The following is an 18840-nucleotide window of genomic DNA, read 5'->3' on the forward strand; positions in this document are numbered from 1 at the left end:
CAAATTATGGCACAGCCAGCCATAACGCACAGCTGTCAAACCATTCAGCGGCGGAGGCTGCCGCGAAAGAGCGCCGCAAGAGGCATAAATCCGGCGGCAACTGTGGCATAGTAATCCACTCCACTGATTCCATCCCGCAGGCGCCCCATGTTACGTCAACTGCTTTCCATCACCCAAACCGCTGAACGCCTGCGTGTGCGCCCTGAATATGTGCATGAGCTGGTCGCCAAAAAGCGGCTTGAATTTATTCACGGAGAACAGTTGGATGCCGCGCAGGTGGAGCGCTTGGCATTGCTGATGGAGAAGTTGCGCAAAAACGGGATTGCCACGTTGGTAGAAATTTGCGCGCAGGATGACATCGAAAAATAAGGCGCGGCTCAACACTCGCCGCGCCAGAATAGTGGCTTACTGCCGCTGTTGTTCGCGCACCTGATAATAGGTTTGCTCGGAAATTTTTTGATAATCCGCCGAGTCATCCATAAAGGCTTTGTAGGATTCGTAAACCTTTTTGAATTGCGGGTCTTTCGCGGCTTGCTGCGCGTAGACTTGTTGGGAAATATCGTAAAAGCGTTTTAAAACCTCATCGGGCAATTTACGAATTTCCACCCCCTGCTGCTCCACCAATTCTTTTAAGGCGCGACTGTTGTTGGCGGTGTAGCTGTCCAGCATATCCTGACTCATGGCGCGCGCGGCGTAAGTCACTATTGCCTGCAAGTCTTTGGGCAAATTTTCAAACGCGGTTTTGTTGATGATCAATTCCATGGATGGCCCCGGCTCATGCCAGCCGGGATAGTAGTAATACTTGGCGATTTGCTGGAAGCCAAAAGCCAAATCATTCTCCGGGCCAACCCATTCTGCCGCGTCTATCACACCGGTTTGCAGAGCAGTATAGAGTTCACCGCCGGGGATATTCACCGAGGTGCCGCCTGCCAGGTTAAATACTTCACCCGCGAGACCGGGAATACGCATTTTTAACCCGCGCAAATCCGCCACGGAATTGATTTCGCGATTAAACCACCCTGCCATTTGCACACCGGTATTACCGACAGGAAAGGGAATCAAATTAAATGGAGCATAGAGTTCACGCCACAATTCCAAACCACCGCCGTGGTTGATCCAGCCATACAATTCTTGCGCATTCATCCCAAAGGGCACAGAGGTAAAAAATTGCGCGGCGGGCACTTTGCCGCGCCAGAAGTAACTGCCGGAGTGCCCCATCTCCACACTGCCGGACGATACTGCATCAAACACACCCATGGCGGGCACCAGTTCGTTGGCACCGTAGACATGAATTTGCAAACGCCCACCTGACATTTCATTAATCACCCGCGCCACATTTTCAGCGCCCACGCCCAAGCCCGGCGTATTTTTCGGCCAGGAAGTTACCATTTTCCAATGGTAAGTTTGCCCCGACATCACACCGGATGCCGCGTCGCTGTGTATTGCTGAGGGTTTAGGTTTGGTTTTTTCCAATACCAAGGCCGCAAAAACCGCTACCAAGGCAGCGATTAAGAGGACGATAACCAGTGGGTACCAGTTAATGGATTTAGTATTCATAGTTCCTTCACTGCAGAGTGTTTTATTAGATTTTTTGCTGTAGCTAAATGCGCTACAGATGTAGCTTAATTAGCTACATCTGTATGTAAATATTCCAGTATTTACAACCCCGTCAACTTCGCATACTGCATTACCAAGCGCTTGATGCCGGATTCTGCAAATTTAATTTGAATCACGGCGTTGGGACCCGAGCCTTCAAATTGCAAGATAACACCTTCGCCAAACATGGGGTGAGTGACGCGCTGGCCAAGACGGAAGCCGGTGTCTTCGCCAGTGTCATACATGGGTTGGCGATTGGACGGCTGGGTAAGTGGGCGTTTGACGCTCACAGGGCGGGTGACCGCCGTTTTTAAACGCACTTCTTCGATACAATCTTCAGGAATTTCTTTCACAAAACGGGACACCGCGTTAAAGGTTTCATTGCCGTACAAGCGACGGGTTTCGGCATAACTGATAAATAACTTTTCCATAGCACGAGTGATGCCCACGTAACACAGGCGTCGCTCTTCTTCCAATCGATCCGGGTCGTCCGCCGACATTTTATGCGGGAACAACCCCTCTTCCACACCGGCTAAAAACACCAGTGGAAATTCCAGCCCCTTGGCCGAGTGCAGCGTCATTAATTGCACTGCATCTTCAAATTCATCGGCCTGGGTTTCACCGGCATCCAGCGCGGCGGTATCCAAAAATTGTTGCAGCGGGGTGAGTTCGCTGTCTTCCTCTTCAGCCTCAAAAGCGCGGCAAGCGGTGATTAATTCCTGCAGGTTTTCGCCGCGCGCCTGGCCTTTTTCACCTTTTTCATTTTGATGGAATAGCAGCAAGCCGGTGTCTTCTATCACCATTTTGGCGATGGCATCCAGGCCCGGCGTATCGCCGTGAATATCAATGTCATTGGCGTCTTGCGCGAGCTTGTTAATCAAACTTAAAAAGGATTGCAGTGCATTGCCTGCGCGCGCCGTGAGCACTTTGTTGGCGAGCATTTGCTCTGCCGCTGCCCAGAGTGAGCAACCTTGTTCGCGTGCGAACAGGCGAATATCGTCCACGGTTTTACCGCCAATACCGCGCGTAGGCGTGTTGATTACCCGCTCAAAACCAGCGTCATCGTGGCGGTTGCTGATGAGGCGCATATAGGCGAGGGCATTTTTAATTTCTAGACGATCATAAAAGCGCTGGCCGCCGTAGATGCGATAGGGAATGGCCTCGCGCAGCAGCGCCTCTTCCAATACCCGCGACTGGGCGTTGGAGCGATACAAAATCGCAATGGTTTTTTTCGCGTGCCCTTTGCGCGCCCAATCCTGAATACGCTCCACAATAAAACGCGCTTCGTCCTGCTCGTTGTAGGCGGCGTAAAGTGAAATAGGATCGCCCTTGTCGCCCTCCGTCCACAGTTCTTTGCCGAGGCGCCCGTAGTTGTGTTTGATCACCGCGTTGGCGGCTTTGAGAATATTGCCGGTGGAGCGGTAATTTTGTTCGAGGCGATAAATATGGGTATCGGCAAAATCCTGCGAAAAGCGCTGGATATTTTCGATTTTGGCGCCGCGCCAACCGTAAATGGATTGATCGTCATCGCCCACCGCGGTCACGCGCGATTCTTTACCCGCCAGCATCCGTAACCAAGCGTATTGCACACTGTTGGTGTCCTGGAATTCGTCCACCAAAATAAACGGAAAGCGCTGGCGATAGTGCTCAAGGATGTGCGGTTTGTTGAGCCACAATTCATGGGCCCGCAGCAGGATTTCGGCAAAATCCACCATGCCGCCGCGCTGGCAATCCTCTTCGTAGGCGCGATAAATCTGCAGCATAGTGCGCACAAAAGGATCGGCAGTTTCCTGAATGTGGCGGGAGCGCAGGCCTTCGTCTTTTTGCGCGTTGATGTACCACTGCGCCTGTTTGTGCGGCCATTTGTTTTCATCGAGGTTGAGCGCTTGGTAAATGCGCTTGATCAGGCGCAACTGGTCGTCGCTGTCCAGAATCTGGAAGTTTTGCGGCAGGTCGGCGTCCTGCCAATGGGCTTTGAGCAGGCGATGGGCCAAGCCGTGGAAAGTACCTACCCACATGGCGCGACTGTTGATGTATTGATTGTTCTGGCTGAACAGTTCATCCAACCGGCTGCGCATTTCGCGCGCGGCCTTGTTGGTAAAGGTCACCGCCATGATCGAATAGGGCGACATCTGCTCCACCTGAATCAACCAGGCGATGCGGTGAACCAATACGCGGGTTTTACCGCTGCCCGCACCGGCGAGGATGAGCTGGTTGGTCGCCGGAGCCGACACGGCTTCGCGCTGTTCGGTGTTGAGTTGATCGAGGAGGAGGGAAACGTCCATAACCTAAGCCAGTAAATGCATGAATGCGGGGATTTTACTGGCTAGATATACATATGACTATCTTTGTTTTGGCTTGGGGCTCAGGTTTGTGGAATGGCGCTGGCCACATCACTTGTTATTGAGGCTTTTGGCGCGGATTAAAAACACCGCTACCAGCCCCACCAGCAGCAACAGGAGTGGCAGGGTTTCGGACAAGTGCTGATCGGTGCTGCGGGACTGATTGACATAAAACCCGGCACTTTGCGCTGAAGGTGCGGCCAGTGAATGGGCTTGCGGGGTAAGCACGGCGACCACACTGTTGGCGGCGGCCAGGGTGAGGTCATGACGGACTTCACTGCCCGATAAGCCTGCCAGTTGGGGTTGTAAGTGCAGGGTCAGGCAATCATGTGCTACGCCGGACGAGGTAGGAGAGGAACAGTCAGCATAGGCGGCAGAGGCATTCATCGACAGCATCGCCGCCAGACCAAACAACACACCCAACAGGGCGTAAGCGCCAATTGAAAAGGTCATTCTGCTGTTATTGCTGGCCATATCCAGATTCCTGAAGGGTCGGAGTATTTGTGACTCTAGCAGCAATAAATAGTGATGCAAGTCACACAATAATCAGATTTATCCCCCAAGCACCCGCCAAAATGAAAATTTAAGCGCCAAGTTGTTGATTTTACAGAGGTGTTTTTAGGCGCCAAGCCACATCATTATTTGTAGCTATAAGCAGGCGTTTATAAAGAAAAAAATAATCCAGGCATTTCCTGTTTGCGCAGCAGGGCGGCGATATCCATGCTGAGGGCGACGCCAGCATGCACCAGAACGCCCCCCCAAATCGAACGGGAACGCAGCGCCAGGATGCCGAGGAACAGACCAAACAAAATCGCCCCGGTGGCTTCCAGCCAGAGCTTGGGGAAGTGAATCATCAGGTAGGGAACACACATCACCCAGATGGCATTGGCACCCAGTGCAGGACGCAGGGCATTCAACATAAAGCCGCGAAAGAAGAATTCCAGAAAGATGAACTGGCTCATGTAGAGCAATTCCCACAACAGGAAATCCAGCCAACTGCGCCCGGCCAAACCGTAAAAGGGATAGTGGTTGACGAAGTCTTCACCAAAGCTGACCAGTACCACAAATACCAGGATCGGGCTGAGTAACAGCAAATAGCCGCGCCAGTGGGCGCCGACCTGATTCCAGCGCCAGCCGAAATCGATCATCTTTTCCTTGAACAACCAGCGGATAACCAACCAGGGAATCAGGATAAAGGTGAACAGGTGGCAGCCCGTCCACCAGGCATAACCCGCCAGCTCCAACCAGCCACTGGCCTCCAGCGCGCGCAAATAATAGTGAGCATCCTGCATGCGCCACTGCCCCAAATAGCCCAACAGTGCGTGGAAATTTGTCGAGTAGCGACTGTAGTGAAGGATCAACAGGCTCACACAGACGGCAGCCAGTACCGCGAATACCCGGCGCAAGGCAGCCGGGCGGCTCAGGCTGTAAGACGGTGCTTCAGCATCGATGGCATCCAGCGCCTGCATGATGCGGCGCGGGTGCAAGGCGGCCAGTGCCATAGTTGTCCCTCGGCGATGGTGATGGAATCGGGTTATTGATCTTATCGCTTAGCGTTTTTTGGCGGCGCGGGCGGCTTGTTGCGCGCGCTCGTGCATATCCAAAAACTTGAAAATCACATCGCGCGCCAGACGGGTTTCGGAGTTGGAGAGAAATACCATACCGATCTGCAAGTCGCGGTTAAACACCATCTCGGTGCGGAACCCTTTTACATGGCCGCCGTGATGGACAAAATTCTTGTTGCGGCCGTAATCAAACACCCGCCACCCCAGGCCATAGGCAGTATTGTCCACGGCTTTGCGCACGCCGTAGTAATTCTGCTCAGGGGTATTTTTTGTCACCCGCGATTGGATCGGTTTGAGTACCGCCAGCGGCAGTGCATCCTGGCGACGGCCAATCTGCCCCAGCAAAAATTTGGACATATCCACAATACTGGCATTGACCCCGGCGGCAGGCGCCACTTTGTACCAGTTGGATACCACCGCCGTTGGCACCCAACGCTTGCCGTTGGCAATGTGGGGCGAGGCGCGATTGGGCGAAGCATTGTAGCTGTTCAAACCATAGGACGCCGTACGCATGCCCAGGGGTTCAAAGACTTTTTTGCCTACATAGGACTCAAAACTCATGCCCGATTTCTGTTTGATCATATCCCCCGCCAAACTGTAAACCACATTCTGGTAGGCGTAGCACTTGCCCGGCGGGCAGACAAAATTGACGTAGCGCAAGCGGCTGACCACATCGGCATAGTTCATGTTCTGGTCGATATAGTGGCTATAGGTGTGGCGCGGTAACCCAGAGGATTGGCTGAGCGCGTGGCGCAGGGTGAGCTGGTTGCCGTAGCGGGTATTTTTGAACCCCACCTTGGGCAGCACCGAGGTGATCGTCGTATCCCAACTGATTCCTCCCTCATTGACCAAAACGCTAGCGGCTGTCGCAGTGACCGGTTTGGAGAGCGATGCCAGGCGAAATACAGTGTCGGGCGTGACCTTTTCACGGGTACCGGCGCGGCGCACACCAAAGCCTTGCAGGGATTTAATCTGCCCACCCGAGACCACCACTATGGCCACACCCGGTACAAAGGGCGCAATTTTATGGGCGACATAATCCTCAAACTCCGCGACAAACGCCTCCGGGTGCCCAGCGGGATAACGCGGTGCCTTGATCGGCGCCGTGGTCACCAACGGAATACTGATCGCCGGTTCCGGCGCAGGTTTGGCCTTGGCAACCTGGGCGTTGGCGGGCGCTGGCTTGGCTGCCGCCGAAGAGGCTTGGGCCTTGCTGGCTGCGACTGCCGGAGTCGGTGTGGCGACGGTGGTCGCGGTGTTGTCCGGCAGTACCGCAGGCTGACTTGAGGCTGCCAGCGACGAGACCACAGCCACTGGTAGCGCCACAAGGGGCTGGGCGACTACGGCAGGCTCTGAGCTGGGCAGGTTGGCGACAGGCGCCGCACTGGATACTGCGGCGGAAGACGGCGTAGCCGTTTGGGTGAATTGGGTGGTTTGCACGCTATAGGCCGAGGGCGCTACCGCAGCAGGTGCCGAGCTGGCCTGGATGCTACTCTGCTGCTGAAACGGCAAGGCGATAGGTACAGTGACGCGCTTGGTATCTGCTGTGGCCAGCGGCGCGGCGGCTGCCAGCACAAGTGTCAGCAGGTGCCAGCGCAGCGGGCGGCAGCGGGGTGTTTTCCAGAGATTCGGTATCGTTAACAACATACGCCGTCGGGCAACTCAAATTGGGGTAATCCACATGCAACAACGCCACCCTGCTCACACCCGCCGCGAATGCCGGGCGTGAAGAGAGTGGCGTTATCGATCCTTTGACCCGTGCAGTAGCTACAAAGTTTTAATGTATTCGACTAAATCCCAACGCTCACTGTCGGTCAAAGGCTCCTGTGGCTGACCCTCGACCGGTGGCGCATGGATAGTGCCGTACTCGTGACCACTGTTAAAGTCGCCGCGCTTGGTGGCTTTGAATTCAAAGCCGGGATAACCCTCGCTGCGCAGGCCGATTTTGATAGGATCAAATTCACGGCTGCCAACGATAAATTCATTGGGGCGGTACTCACCCTCCTCCGGATCGCCCGGGCGCTTCACCGGCAGCAACAAGTCGTAGATGCTGGGCACCGAACCATTGTGCAGGTAGGGCGCTGTCGCCCAGATGCCGTTGAGTGCACGCGCCTTGTAGGATAGCAGCGATTGATAGGGCGCTGCGGTGGTATCCGCAAGATAATTGCCGGATTTTACACTGGCTTTAATTTCATTATCAAAAAAGGATTTGGCCATTAAATAGAGCCAATCCATTGCGCGGCGCGGCCACCATTTATCCGGGTCTGGCTCGGTCGCCACTTCACCCATGGTCGCCGCCGTTAAAATTTGCACCACCGGGGCGCGGTCTTTAATCACCAGTGAACCGACACTCTCGGACTGGTAGGTATTTTTGAAGTTGCCCGAATAGCCAGTGTAATTCACGCTGTTTTCCGCCATGGCGCGGTCAGTGCCCACCACATCAATATTCGACATATTGGCCACCAGGATGCGATCCCAATCGGTGCGGTCAACTACCTCGTGGCAGGATTCACAATACTCCGCGTACAGCTTGCGGCCGCGCCGCACCTTGGCATAGTCGATACGCCATTCAGGCAGGGCGCCAAAAATCGCATTGGCTTTTTGCTGCTCAAGGTTCTTGGTGCCGGTATCGATAGTGGGCCAGACCGGCGAGGTCAGGCTTTTCAGGTGGGATTCCAGGCGCGACAAATTGACCAGATCAATGGAGGAGCTAAAGTCGATTTGATAGCTTTTGCCACTTTGTCCCGTTAAAAAGGACGATAAACTCCAACCGCGCTCACGGGCGGTCCAATCCAGAATACCAAAGACGCCAATCACCTCACCGGTATTACGCCCCAGCGGCCCCATGGCGGCATTGCTCGCCAAGCCATTCCACTGCACATAATCGGACTGGGCGATATCCCACAGGAAGGGGTAACTGACCGGTGCGTTGGGCTCATTGAAAATAAGCGTTTTCACCCGTTCCATATCGACCATACCCAAGCCCGGATACCCCTCATCGGTCGACATCAGCCGCTCGATAATCTTCGCGAACTGCAAATCGCCAATAATGGTTTCACTGATATTGTCGAGCACCTTGTCGACCTGGGCGGCGGTCATCAAATTGGTATCGCCATCGGCTTTGGTGGCGCCGAGCAATACGTCGCGCACCTGCCGACGGCTGATCACATGCTCCAGCACCCGGTTGTAAATGCGCCCAAACGCATCGAGGCGCGCATAGCCATAGTCGACACGGGAGTGATTAATGGTGTTGTAAAGGTTGACCTTGCGCGTCCAGCGCTTCAGGTCGCGCTGCACCTCTTCCGCGCGACTATAGTTGTTGCCAAGCGCCAGCACATTACGCACAAAGCGCTCGTTCTTTTCCGCATCGGTCAGGGCGCGGGTCATGCTTTTTTCCAGTTCGGTGAGAAAGCCCACCATATCTGCCAGCGCCGGGCCACCGTCGATGCGTAGGGCCGTGCCTTTATAGTTGACCTGTCCGGTATGGCAGGCGGCGCAGGTGAAGCCGATGTAATCCTTGCCCTTGTAACCTTCTTTGACAAAGCCAACGGGCAACCCATCCGGATTAAAGAAGGTGGGCTTTTGTGGCAGGTAACGGTATTTGTCGATCAGGCTATTGGAGCGAAACGGCTCGTTGAATTCCGCCTGCTCCAGCGCGATAAAAAAGTCGTAGGGGATCAGCGCCGACCCTTGTGTCGTGTTGTAGTACCAGAGGCTGTCATTAGCGCTCCAGCCCTGATCCAGATACAGCGGCGTAGAATAATCCTCGCCAAAGGTGCCGTTCTGAATCGCCAGCGCACCGCGATCCGGATCGTCATCCCACTTTTGATAGAGCTTGCCAATCGCCAGGGTGATCGACATCAAGAAACCAAACAGTATGAGCAGTTTAATCAAGCGCCGTATATTTTGCCGGCTGAACAGGTGATGGAAAGCACCTTGTGGTGATGAACCCATTGGTAAAGTCCTCGCTGGGGATTGTCCTATCGTTGATTCACATTATTCGTAAAGGCTGGGCCGACGCACAGGGATGCGACCCCGCTAAAGATACTACTGCCGATTGCGATTGCTCAAATTTATTCGCGCCGGTGCCCGCCCTCACTCGCGGGCAAGACTTGCAACTGAGGCCCACTGGCATTAGTGTAGCCGCGAGTTTTGGGCTGGTGGTTAAATGCTAACCACGCGGCTTCCCCACCATCACCTGCGAGGATCTGTCGATGAAAAAAATGTCTCTGTTAGTGGTTGCTATGGTTGCCTTGACCAGTGCCTGTACCTGGGTAAAAGTCAACGAACAAGGTGCCAACGTCGCGGTAGCCAACGCCGCCAACGTGCGCAGCTGTGAAAAAGTCCGCACCGTGAATGTGAAAGTGAAAGATAACTTTGTCGGCTCAATGAAGCGCGATCCCAATAAAGTGGCCACTGAATTGACCAATATGGCACGCAACGAAGCCAGCGCCTTCGGCGGCGACACCATTGTGCCTGCCAGCCTGGTGAACAATGGTCGCCAAAGCTTTGATGTGTACAAGTGCAACTGATCGCCCGCCACTGATCCGCTCACAAGGCCTGCTACTGCAGGCCTTGTTTTTTTACCTCCCTCCCTCATCCACCGCGCTAATTCTTTGCTAGTGTTACAGCAGGCACAGTGTTGTCTTATTTCTGTCACACAATTGCCATAATCTGGCGCAATCTGTTGGTTTTACATGAAGCGAGTCATGAGGTACAAGGTGGATAACGCCTATTTCAATCGCGAGCTGAGTCTGCTCGAATTCAACAAACGCGTCCTGCACCAAGCCTATAATCGCAGCTTGCCGCTGCTGGAACGGCTGCGTTTTTTGTGTATTTTTTCCACCAACCTCGACGAGTTTTTTGAGGTGCGGGTGGGCGGTCTGGTGGAGATTCTGGAGCGCAATGCCCCACCTACCCAAGGGCCGGATGGCCTGACCCAAACCCAGACCCTGAACGAAATTTCCCTGCGCGCCCATCAGTTAGTGGATGAACAATATCGCATCCTCAACGAAGAGTTGCTGCCGGTGCTGCACAGCAACGATATTTATGTGCTGCGCCGCGACGAATGGACCCAGGAACAAATACTGCATTTAAAGCAGGTTTTTTTATCGGAAGTGCTGCCGGTACTTAGCCCTATCGGCCTTGACCCGGCGCACCCTTTTCCGCGCATCCTCAATAAAAGCCTGAACTTTATTGTCAAACTCGATGGTAAAGATGCCTTTGGGCGCAACTCCGGGCGCGCCATTGTGCAGGTGCCCCGCTCGCTGCCACATATCATCGAACTGCCCAAAGATCTGGTCGAAAAAGGACGCGCCTTTGTGTTCGTTTCCTCCATTATTCACTTTTTTATGGGCGAGATTTTTGTCGGTATGACAGTGATGGAAAGCTATCAATTCCGCCTCACCCGCAACTCGGATATTTTTCTCGACGAAGAGGAAACCGATGACCTGCTGCGCGCCGTACAAGGCGAGCTGGCCTATCGCCAATACGGCGATGAAGTGCGCCTGGAAATTACCGATACCTGCCCCAGCGAACTGGAACAATTTTTATTGCAGCGCTGCGAAATTAAAGAGCGCGACCTGTACCGTATTAACGGCCCGGTCAACCTCAACCGCTTTGCGGATTTGTTCGATTTAATCAAAGACCCGCAGCACTATTACAAACCCTTTGTGCAGGCCATGCCCAAACTGCCCAAGCGCACCAACTCCTATTTTGAAGTGCTGCAAAAGCAGGATTTATTACTGCATCACCCGTTTGATTCGTTTCAATGTGTGGTGGATTTTTTGCGCGAAGCCGCCGCCGACCCGAATGTATTAGCGATCAAACAAACCCTGTACCGCACGGGCTCCAATTCACCGATTGTGGATGCACTGGTCGCCGCCGCCAAAGCCGGAAAAGAAGTCACCGCCATTGTGGAATTGCGCGCGCGTTTTGATGAAGAGCAAAACGTGGCGCTGGCCGAGCGCTTACAACGTTTTGGTATTCACGTGATTTACGGTGTAGTCGGTTTTAAAACCCACGCCAAAATGATTTTGGTGGCGCGTCGCGAAAACACCAAGCTGCGTTACTACGTGCATTTGGGCACCGGCAACTATCATCCACGCACCAGTAAAATCTACACCGACTATGGTTTGCTCACCTCGGATAAGGATTTGGGCGAGGATGTCTACCGCGTCTTTTTGCAATTATCGAGCATGGGCAAAGCCTCCAAAATGGAATCCCTGCTCTATGCGCCCTTCACCTTGCACAAAGGGATGATCCGGCGCATTCGCATCGAAAAAGAAAATGCCGAGCAGGGCAAACCTGCGCACATCATTGCCAAAATGAATTCACTTTACGATGAAGAACTGGTGAATGAACTCTACGCCGCCTCACAAGCCGGTGTGCAAATTGATTTGATTGTGCGCGGTGTCTGCCAATTGCGACCGGGCGTAAAAGGGCAATCGGAAAACATTCGCGTGCGCTCTATTATTGGCCGTTTTTTGGAACACCATCGCGTCTTTTATTTTGAAAACAACGGCAACCCGGAGTTGTACTGCTCAAGCGCCGACTGGATGGTGCGCAATATGTTTCACCGCGTGGAAACCTGCTTCCCCATCAAGCACAAAAAAATTCGCGATCGCATTCTGGAAGATCTGGATTTATACCTGCGCGATAATACCCACGCCTGGATATTGCAGGCGGATGGCAGTTACCTTCCCAGCCAGCCACAGCAGGGCGAAGAAGCCATCGATGCACAGGCCATTTTGTTGGAACGCTGGTCAGCACACGTCACCACCTAGGGCGAGCATTGCCCAATCGCCCATTAAAAAAGCCAGCCCACAATCATATGGGCTGGCTTTTTTTGTGCGATCGGTTTGTAGCGTTCGCGTTTATAAACGCACTTCTATCCCGCGCTCACGCATGTACTCTTTGGCTTGTTGCAAGGTATATTCGCGGAAGTGAAAAATACTCGCCGCCAACACCGCATCGGCGCGGCCCTGGGTCACGCCATCCACCAAATGCTGCAAATTACCCACACCACCTGACGCAATCACCGGCACGGGTACGGCATCGCTAATAGCGCGCGTCACACCCAGGTCGTAACCTTTTTTGGTGCCGTCGCCGTCCATACTGGTGAGCAAAATCTCGCCCGCACCATAGGCCGCCATTTTGGCTGCCCACTCCACTGCATCAATACACGTGGGTTTGCGGCCACCGTGGGTGAAAATCTCCCAGCGCGGCGTTTCACCTTCAAGGCTCACTTTCTTGGCATCAATCGCCACCACAATACACTGGGCACCAAAGCGATCAGACGCTGCTTTTACAAAGTCCGGGTTAAACACCGCCGCCGAGTTGATGCTGACTTTATCCGCACCGGCATTGAGCATGATGCGTATATCCTCCACCGTGCGAATTCCACCACCCACGGTGAGCGGAATAAACACCTCACTGGCGATTTTCTCCACCGTGTGCACAGTCGTCGCGCGGCCTTCATGGGTAGCGGTGATATCAAGGAAGGTAATCTCATCCGCCCCCTCCTGGTTGTAGCGCTTGGCGATTTCCACCGGATCACCCGCATCGCGGATATCCAGAAATTGCACACCTTTGACCACACGGCCATTGTCCACATCGAGGCAGGGAATTATGCGTTTTGCGAGGGCCATAAATAACTCTTAACCAATCAGACTTTGGCTTTTAAAGGAAATCGTTCGGGATGCTCGATCATCTCTTCGGTGAGATCCACATCCATATCCGGCCAATAAAAATGGCCGGGGCTTTGTTCTTCAATATTAAGTATTGCGCCTACGGGCTGATCCTTGAACCAAGGAAAATCCACATACGCCATAAACAACTCTTTTCCATGGCTCAGCAGCCAAACGCCGTGTGCTGATATATGGGTAATTTCAACCGCCGAAGTGTTCTTGCCAAGCGTTGATAAGCTCATGGTAGTGAACCTCAATTAAGGACTCGATCTCTTTCAATTGCTGGCGCGAAAACTGATGGTTTCGCGCCAATTCAATTTCCGGCTGCAACCAAAACTTCGCCTCACCATCGGCGGCCACTACGTGGACATGCACTCCTTCCTCCTCGCGGGAGAAAAAGAAGAATCTATAGCCTTTTTCCCTAAAGACAGTGGGGCTCATCGCACTTAGTCTCTTTATTGATCGCAGTAAGCCTGCGCTTCCGCCATGCTCAATGTGCCTTCATAAATCGCGCGGCCGGTGATAGCACCACAGATGCCTTTATGGGCTTCGGCTTTGAGCGCGATGATATCGTCCATATTGGTGACGCCGCCGGAGGCGATAATCGGGATGCTGGAGGCCTGAGCCATGGCGACAGTCGCCTGCACATTCACGCCTTGCATCATGCCGTCGCGGGCAATGTCGGTGTAAACGATGCTGCTTACGCCGTCTTGCTCAAAACGTTTGGCGAGTTCAGAGGCTTGGACATTGGACACTTCCGCCCAGCCGTCGGTGGCAACCCAGCCGTCTTTGGCATCCAGACCAACGATGATGTGGCCAGGAAATTGTTTGCACATATCAGTCACAAACTGCGGCTCTTTCACCGCTTTTGTGCCGATAATCACGTACTGCACACCCGCATTCAGGTAGTACTCAATGGTTTCCGCGCTGCGAATTCCGCCGCCGATCTGGATTGGCAGGTTAGGGTAGGCTTTGGCGATGGCGGTAACCACGCCGCCGTTGACCGGTTTACCCTCAAAGGCGCCGTTCAGGTCGACCAAATGCAAACGGCGACAGCCTTGTTGCACCCATTGTGCTGCCATGGCGACGGGATCATCGGAGAACACGGTGGAATCGTCCATCAAACCCTGGCGCAAACGCACACATTGGCCGTCTTTTAAATCAATTGCGGGGATAATTAACATCTAATCGATCTCTTAATATTGTTGAATCCCCCTAACCCCCTTTTTCAAAGGGGGGACAGGAACTCACTTCGCAACCATTTCGAGGTGCATTCAAATTCCCCCCCTTTGAAAAAGGGGGGCCAGGGGGGATTTAGATTTTTCCATCCCACTGTAAAAAATTCTTCAGTAACTGCAATCCCGCCGTATGGCTTTTCTCCGGGTGGAATTGCACCGCAAACAAATTGCCCTGTGCCAATGCCGCGTGAAATGGCAAACCGTAATCGCAAGTTGCAGCAACTTGGCTGGCATCATCGGCCAAAATGTAGAAACTATGCACGAAATAGAAACGACTATCCTGTGGGATATTCGCCCAGAGCGGATGCTCGTTGTGATGCACCTGATTCCAGCCCATATGCGGCACTTTCAGATGATTTCCTGCCGCATCGCGATGGTTTTCGCCGAAGAAGCGTACGTTTCCGCGCAAAATACCAATGCAATCCACACCGCTGTTTTCTTCGCTGTGATCCATCAGCGCCTGCATGCCCACACAAATCCCCAGTACCGGTTTGCCGGTGGCGATTTGCTCGCGCAGCAGCTGATCGAAGCCGAGGCGTTTGATTTCTGCCATACAGTCGCGGATCGCACCCACGCCGGGGAAAACCACACGGTCAGCAGCGGCTACTACCGCTGGGTCGGAGGTTACTACGACATCTTGTTCGGGGGCGACGTGACTCAGGGCACTGGCTACCGAGTGGAGGTTGCCCATGCCGTAATCGATAACGGCGACCGTCTGTTTAGCATTGGCCATAAATCAGAGACTACCTTTGGTGGAGGGCATAATGCCTTCCATACGCGAATCTTTTTCCAAGGCCATACGCAGGGCGCGGCCAAAGGCTTTGAATACGGTTTCGATCTGGTGGTGGGCATTGTGGCCGCGCAGGTTGTCCACATGCAGGGTGACGCCGGCATGGTTGACAAAGCCCTGGAAAAACTCCCAGAACAGCTCTACATCAAACTGGCCGATACGCTTTTGGGTAAAAGGGATGTGCATCACCAGACCGGGGCGACCGGAAAAATCAATCACTACGCGCGACAAAGCTTCATCCAGCGGCACATAGGCATGGCCGTAACGACGGATGCCTTTTTTGTCGCCCACGGCTTTGGCAACGGCCTGACCGATGGTGATACCTATATCTTCCACCGAGTGGTGATCATCAATGTAAGTATCGCCGTCGCAGGTGACGTCCAGATCGATCATGCCGTGGCGGGCGATCTGGTCCATCATGTGTTCCAGAAAAGGCACGCCGGTATTGAATACGCCTTTTCCGGCGCCATCGAGGTTCAGGCTGACGCTGATTTTGGTTTCCAGGGTGTTGCGAGCTACAGTAGCAACCCGTTGATTGGGGGTAAGAGGGTCAGAACAAGGGGTTGAATCGGTCATAAATACACTCGGCAGGGAGCAGGCTAAAAAGATGCGCGAATTATATAGACTCGGGGCGCCAAATTCACGGAAAGCTGCGCTATAAGCACGATTGTTAAGTAGACATACAGTTTCGGCCGCTCAAAATTCCATCCAAGTCCGCTACCGGATGCCCAAATCACCGACTACTCTTCCCTTTTTTCTTTTGCCACTTTTTTACCTGAACGGATTATCACTATGAAAAGTTACCTGCTTAACACCCGCCGCACCCTGCTCGCCAGCGCCTTATTGATGACCAGCCTGTCGGCGCTGGCGGCATCACAGAACAACCAGCCCAATGCCAACTACACCGGTTGGAGCTGGTCGGGCCATGTTGATCACATCACTTTTGACAAACAGGCTGCGGCGACGCAGTTCATTGAAAAAACCGCCACCGCCGTGGGTGGCGCTGCCGAATACTATTCCAGCAACAGCGAAAACACCCTGTCACTGGGCGTTAACCTGCTGTTCTACCGCGATAATGCGGCCTTTGGTCAATATGTTGAAGACTATTGGGATGGCGATGTCGACTATGAAGAGTCCGATGCCAATGCTTTTATGCTGTTTGCCGAATACGGCCCCAAGTACCGTTTCGGGCAAGACAACATGACCTTTGTGACCATACGCGGGGGCCTGAGCGGCATTCTGGCGTCAGAGCGCAGCATCAGCAATTGCCGCAACTGCTACGCGGAAGATATAGAAATTGATGGCGGACTCTATGGCGTGATCGGCATAGGCCAGACCTTGGGTCGCCTGGATTTAGGCCTGCAATTCCAACAGTATTTTACCGGCGACATAGACAACAGTGTGCGCCTGAAGCTCTCCGGCGCGTTTTAAGCGACACCCATAAACCTGATGTCCTATGACAGGGCATCAGGTGAATTTCGGCAGTTATGCCATTTCTTATAAAAACACGTTATTAAGACTCACTTGCATTTGCACTGGCATGGTTTACTTTTAAAGCGCCGCTCGTTGAAGCAGGCGCCGCGAAGGACAATAAATGTGATTACTTATAACCAGTATCAGGGCACTATGAATGACCCCTTGAATCCAATCCGTCAACTGATCCGTCAAGCGCAGGAGCAGGATTCGGTGTCGGGCAAATTGCTCGAATTTGTCGAGTGCCGCAAAGGGCACCTGCATAACGCCATCAAATTACCGGCTGATAAGGCCACCAAAAAGCTCGCCGATTTTGTGGTGCGCTACATCAAACACGTGCCTGACTTTATCGACGCCATACGCACCATGGCACAGGAAGCGGGTATTTATGAGGACGTCCAACCGCTGCTGAAAATCGCCAGCGATTACTTTTTATCGCCGCCCTCGATTGTCGACTCCCACAGCCAGTTGCAAGCGCTGTTGGATGAGGCCTACCTTGCCCATCGCCTGCTGGAAGAGGTGAATGATCGCTTTATGGCGAAAAGCGGTATTCCGCTGGCGCCCATGGATATGACCCTGGCCAACGTGATTGCCCATGAATTGATTGGTGAACCCTTTGCCAATGAGTTGGATCAGGCCGTGCTCTTTTCGGCAGAGCTGCTGCTGGATGAACAGGGCTTTAGCGGTGAGCAGATAGAAGACTACGTGATTACCCATAGGGTGAACGGTTGGACGCGGGAGTTGGAACGCTGGCCCTGTCTGGTGGAAGACCTGTCCATCAGCGTGGAATTTGATCTGGACAACAATGACGACGAAACCGCCACCCGTCACTAGACGGGGTCGGTCTCGGCATTGAGCTTCATATTGTGAAAACGGGTTTCATCGAGCATATCTTCACTTTTTGCCACTATCACTGACACTGTCGCATCGCCAGTAATATTGACGGCGGTGCGCACCATATCCAAAAAGCGATCCACCCCGATAATCAGTGCAATCCCTTCCACCGGTAAACCTACCGACTGCAACACCATCGCCAGGGTCACCAAACCGACACCGGGCACACCGGCAGTACCCACTGAAGCCAGGGTGGCGGTAAGAATCACCATCAAATAACCCGCAATACCAATATCGATGTTGTAGGCCTGGGCGATAAAGACGGTAGCAACACCCTGCATAATGGCGGTGCCATCCATATTGATGGTGGCGCCCAGCGGCACCGAAAAGCTGGATACTTTGTTGTCCACCCCCAAATCGTGCTCAACGGTGCGCATAGTGATCGGCAGGGTGGCATTACTGGAAGCAGTACTAAAACCAAAGACCATGACCTTCCACATTTTGCGGAAAAAAATCACCGGATTCAGCCCGGAGAAGGTTTTCAGCAACACGCCGTAAACCCCCAAGCCGTGCAGCATCAAGACAAACAGCACAGTAAAGAAATACTTGGCCAGATCCAGAATGGCGCCAAACCCCAGGGATGCAAACAATTTCACCAATAGGCAGAACACGCCATAAGGTGCCAATTGCATCAACAGCATGACCATTTTAAGCACAACCTGATTCAGGTTCTCAAAAAAGGCCGCCATGTTGGCGCCGATAGTGCCTCCCGTACGGGCAATCGCCACCCCAAAGAGAATTGAAAAGACAATCACTTGTAGCATATTGCCTTCGGCCATCGCCTGAATCGGGTTGCTGGGAAATATGCCTACAAAGGTATCTTTAACTGATGGGGCAGTTGGCGCTTCAAAACTGGAGGCAAGGGCCATATCCACATCACCACCCGGCTGCACAATTACCGCCACCCCCATCGCCAGTGCAATGGCCAACGCGGTGGTCAATAAATACAGCGCCATCGTCTTGGTGGCCAGCGCACCCATGCGGCTATGGCCACCGAGCGATGCCGCACCGCACACCAGCGAGACAAATACCAGGGGCACAACCAGCAGTTTGAGCGAGGCCACGAACACCTGGCCAATGGCATCCAGTACACCATTGATGACAAAGGTCTGCAGCCATTGTCCATGCGGGGTGGTGGGAATTTTGTTGACCTCATCCACGCCCAGAATCAGGTTAAAAATCACGCCAACCACAATACCCAGCAACATGCCGAGCAAAATCTTGTTAGTCAGGGACATAGATGAGGCCTCTTGG

At 53.4% G+C, this 18840-nt stretch carries 18 protein-coding genes; 5 read left to right on the forward strand and 13 right to left on the reverse strand.

Annotated features, from left to right (window positions below; genetic code table 11):
* Nucleotides 1–147 precede the first annotated feature (147 nt).
* Nucleotides 148–369 (forward strand): hypothetical protein, encoded by a 222-nt coding sequence (locus B0D95_RS13690; RefSeq protein ID WP_078044416.1) that lies wholly within the window; start codon nt 148–150, stop codon nt 367–369.
* 36 nt (nt 370–405) lie between these two features.
* On the opposite strand, the gene B0D95_RS13695 is transcribed toward B0D95_RS13690, so the two are convergent.
* The 6 genes from B0D95_RS13695 to B0D95_RS13720 all read right to left on the reverse strand — a co-directional run bounded on the left by B0D95_RS13695 (nt 406) and on the right by B0D95_RS13720 (nt 9457).
* On the reverse strand, nt 406–1557 hold the full coding sequence (locus B0D95_RS13695) for a TRAP transporter substrate-binding protein (RefSeq protein ID WP_078044417.1): 1152 nt from the start codon (nt 1555–1557) through the stop codon (nt 406–408).
* Nucleotides 1558–1658: 101 nt separating this feature from the next.
* A complete protein-coding gene (uvrD, locus tag B0D95_RS13700; protein ID WP_078044418.1) occupies nt 1659–3881 on the reverse strand; it encodes a DNA helicase II in 2223 nt (740 codons plus the stop codon).
* Between the two features lie 108 nt (nt 3882–3989).
* The gene (locus tag B0D95_RS13705; RefSeq protein WP_078044419.1) at nt 3990–4412 is read right to left on the reverse strand and encodes a hypothetical protein; all 423 of its coding nucleotides are present in this window, start codon (nt 4410–4412) and stop codon (nt 3990–3992) included.
* Between the two features lie 188 nt (nt 4413–4600).
* Entirely contained in the window at nt 4601–5440 is an 840-nt protein-coding gene (locus B0D95_RS13710) for a CPBP family intramembrane glutamic endopeptidase (protein ID WP_078044420.1), read from the reverse strand.
* Nucleotides 5441–5488: 48 nt separating this feature from the next.
* Entirely contained in the window at nt 5489–7150 is a 1662-nt protein-coding gene (locus tag B0D95_RS13715) for a serine hydrolase (RefSeq protein WP_078044421.1), read from the reverse strand.
* 120 nt (nt 7151–7270) lie between these two features.
* Complete coding sequence (locus tag B0D95_RS13720) at nt 7271–9457, reverse strand: di-heme-cytochrome C peroxidase (RefSeq protein ID WP_078044422.1); 2187 nt, start codon at nt 9455–9457, stop codon at nt 7271–7273.
* A 260-nt stretch (nt 9458–9717) separates the two neighbouring features.
* Between B0D95_RS13720 and B0D95_RS13730 the strand changes: the two genes are divergently transcribed.
* Both B0D95_RS13730 and ppk1 read left to right on the forward strand, forming a co-directional pair.
* Nucleotides 9718–10035: a DUF4156 domain-containing protein gene (locus B0D95_RS13730; RefSeq protein WP_078044424.1), complete on the forward strand. Its 318-nt coding sequence runs from the start codon at nt 9718–9720 to the stop codon at nt 10033–10035.
* Between the two features lie 177 nt (nt 10036–10212).
* Nucleotides 10213–12288 (forward strand): polyphosphate kinase 1, encoded by a 2076-nt coding sequence (gene ppk1, locus B0D95_RS13735; protein ID WP_168172455.1) that lies wholly within the window; start codon nt 10213–10215, stop codon nt 12286–12288.
* Nucleotides 12289–12378: 90 nt separating this feature from the next.
* On the opposite strand, the gene hisF is transcribed toward ppk1, so the two are convergent.
* The 6 genes from hisF to hisB all read right to left on the reverse strand — a co-directional run bounded on the left by hisF (nt 12379) and on the right by hisB (nt 15795).
* Entirely contained in the window at nt 12379–13152 is a 774-nt protein-coding gene (hisF, locus tag B0D95_RS13740) for an imidazole glycerol phosphate synthase subunit HisF (protein ID WP_078044426.1), read from the reverse strand.
* 17 nt (nt 13153–13169) lie between these two features.
* The gene (locus tag B0D95_RS13745; RefSeq protein ID WP_078044427.1) at nt 13170–13433 is read right to left on the reverse strand and encodes a DUF2442 domain-containing protein; all 264 of its coding nucleotides are present in this window, start codon (nt 13431–13433) and stop codon (nt 13170–13172) included.
* A complete protein-coding gene (locus B0D95_RS13750) occupies nt 13393–13632 on the reverse strand; it encodes a DUF4160 domain-containing protein (protein ID WP_078044428.1) in 240 nt (79 codons plus the stop codon). Before B0D95_RS13750 ends, B0D95_RS13745 begins: the two co-directional genes overlap by 41 nt.
* 14 nt (nt 13633–13646) lie before the next feature.
* On the reverse strand, nt 13647–14375 hold the full coding sequence (gene hisA, locus B0D95_RS13755) for a 1-(5-phosphoribosyl)-5-[(5-phosphoribosylamino)methylideneamino]imidazole-4-carboxamide isomerase (RefSeq protein ID WP_078044429.1): 729 nt from the start codon (nt 14373–14375) through the stop codon (nt 13647–13649).
* Nucleotides 14376–14505: 130 nt separating this feature from the next.
* Nucleotides 14506–15162, reverse strand: a complete 657-nt coding sequence (gene hisH, locus B0D95_RS13760) for an imidazole glycerol phosphate synthase subunit HisH (RefSeq protein WP_078044430.1) — start codon at nt 15160–15162, stop codon at nt 14506–14508.
* Nucleotides 15163–15165: 3 nt separating this feature from the next.
* Nucleotides 15166–15795: an imidazoleglycerol-phosphate dehydratase HisB gene (hisB, locus tag B0D95_RS13765; protein WP_078044431.1), complete on the reverse strand. Its 630-nt coding sequence runs from the start codon at nt 15793–15795 to the stop codon at nt 15166–15168.
* A 216-nt stretch (nt 15796–16011) separates the two neighbouring features.
* Here hisB and B0D95_RS13770 point away from each other — a divergent pair, with 216 nt between their 5' ends.
* Nucleotides 16012–16650 (forward strand): hypothetical protein, encoded by a 639-nt coding sequence (locus tag B0D95_RS13770; RefSeq protein WP_078044432.1) that lies wholly within the window; start codon nt 16012–16014, stop codon nt 16648–16650.
* 165 nt (nt 16651–16815) lie between these two features.
* Nucleotides 16816–17526, forward strand: a complete 711-nt coding sequence (locus B0D95_RS13775; protein ID WP_078044433.1) for a hypothetical protein — start codon at nt 16816–16818, stop codon at nt 17524–17526.
* On the opposite strand, the gene B0D95_RS13780 is transcribed toward B0D95_RS13775, so the two are convergent.
* Complete coding sequence (locus tag B0D95_RS13780; RefSeq protein ID WP_078044434.1) at nt 17523–18824, reverse strand: dicarboxylate/amino acid:cation symporter; 1302 nt, start codon at nt 18822–18824, stop codon at nt 17523–17525. The two genes, B0D95_RS13775 and B0D95_RS13780, sit on opposite strands and share 4 nt — an antisense overlap.
* Nucleotides 18825–18840: the final 16 nt, after the last annotated feature.

Origin of the sequence: Cellvibrio sp. PSBB023 (assembly GCF_002007605.1) — a bacterium.
Lineage (GTDB): Bacteria > Pseudomonadota > Gammaproteobacteria > Pseudomonadales > Cellvibrionaceae > Cellvibrio.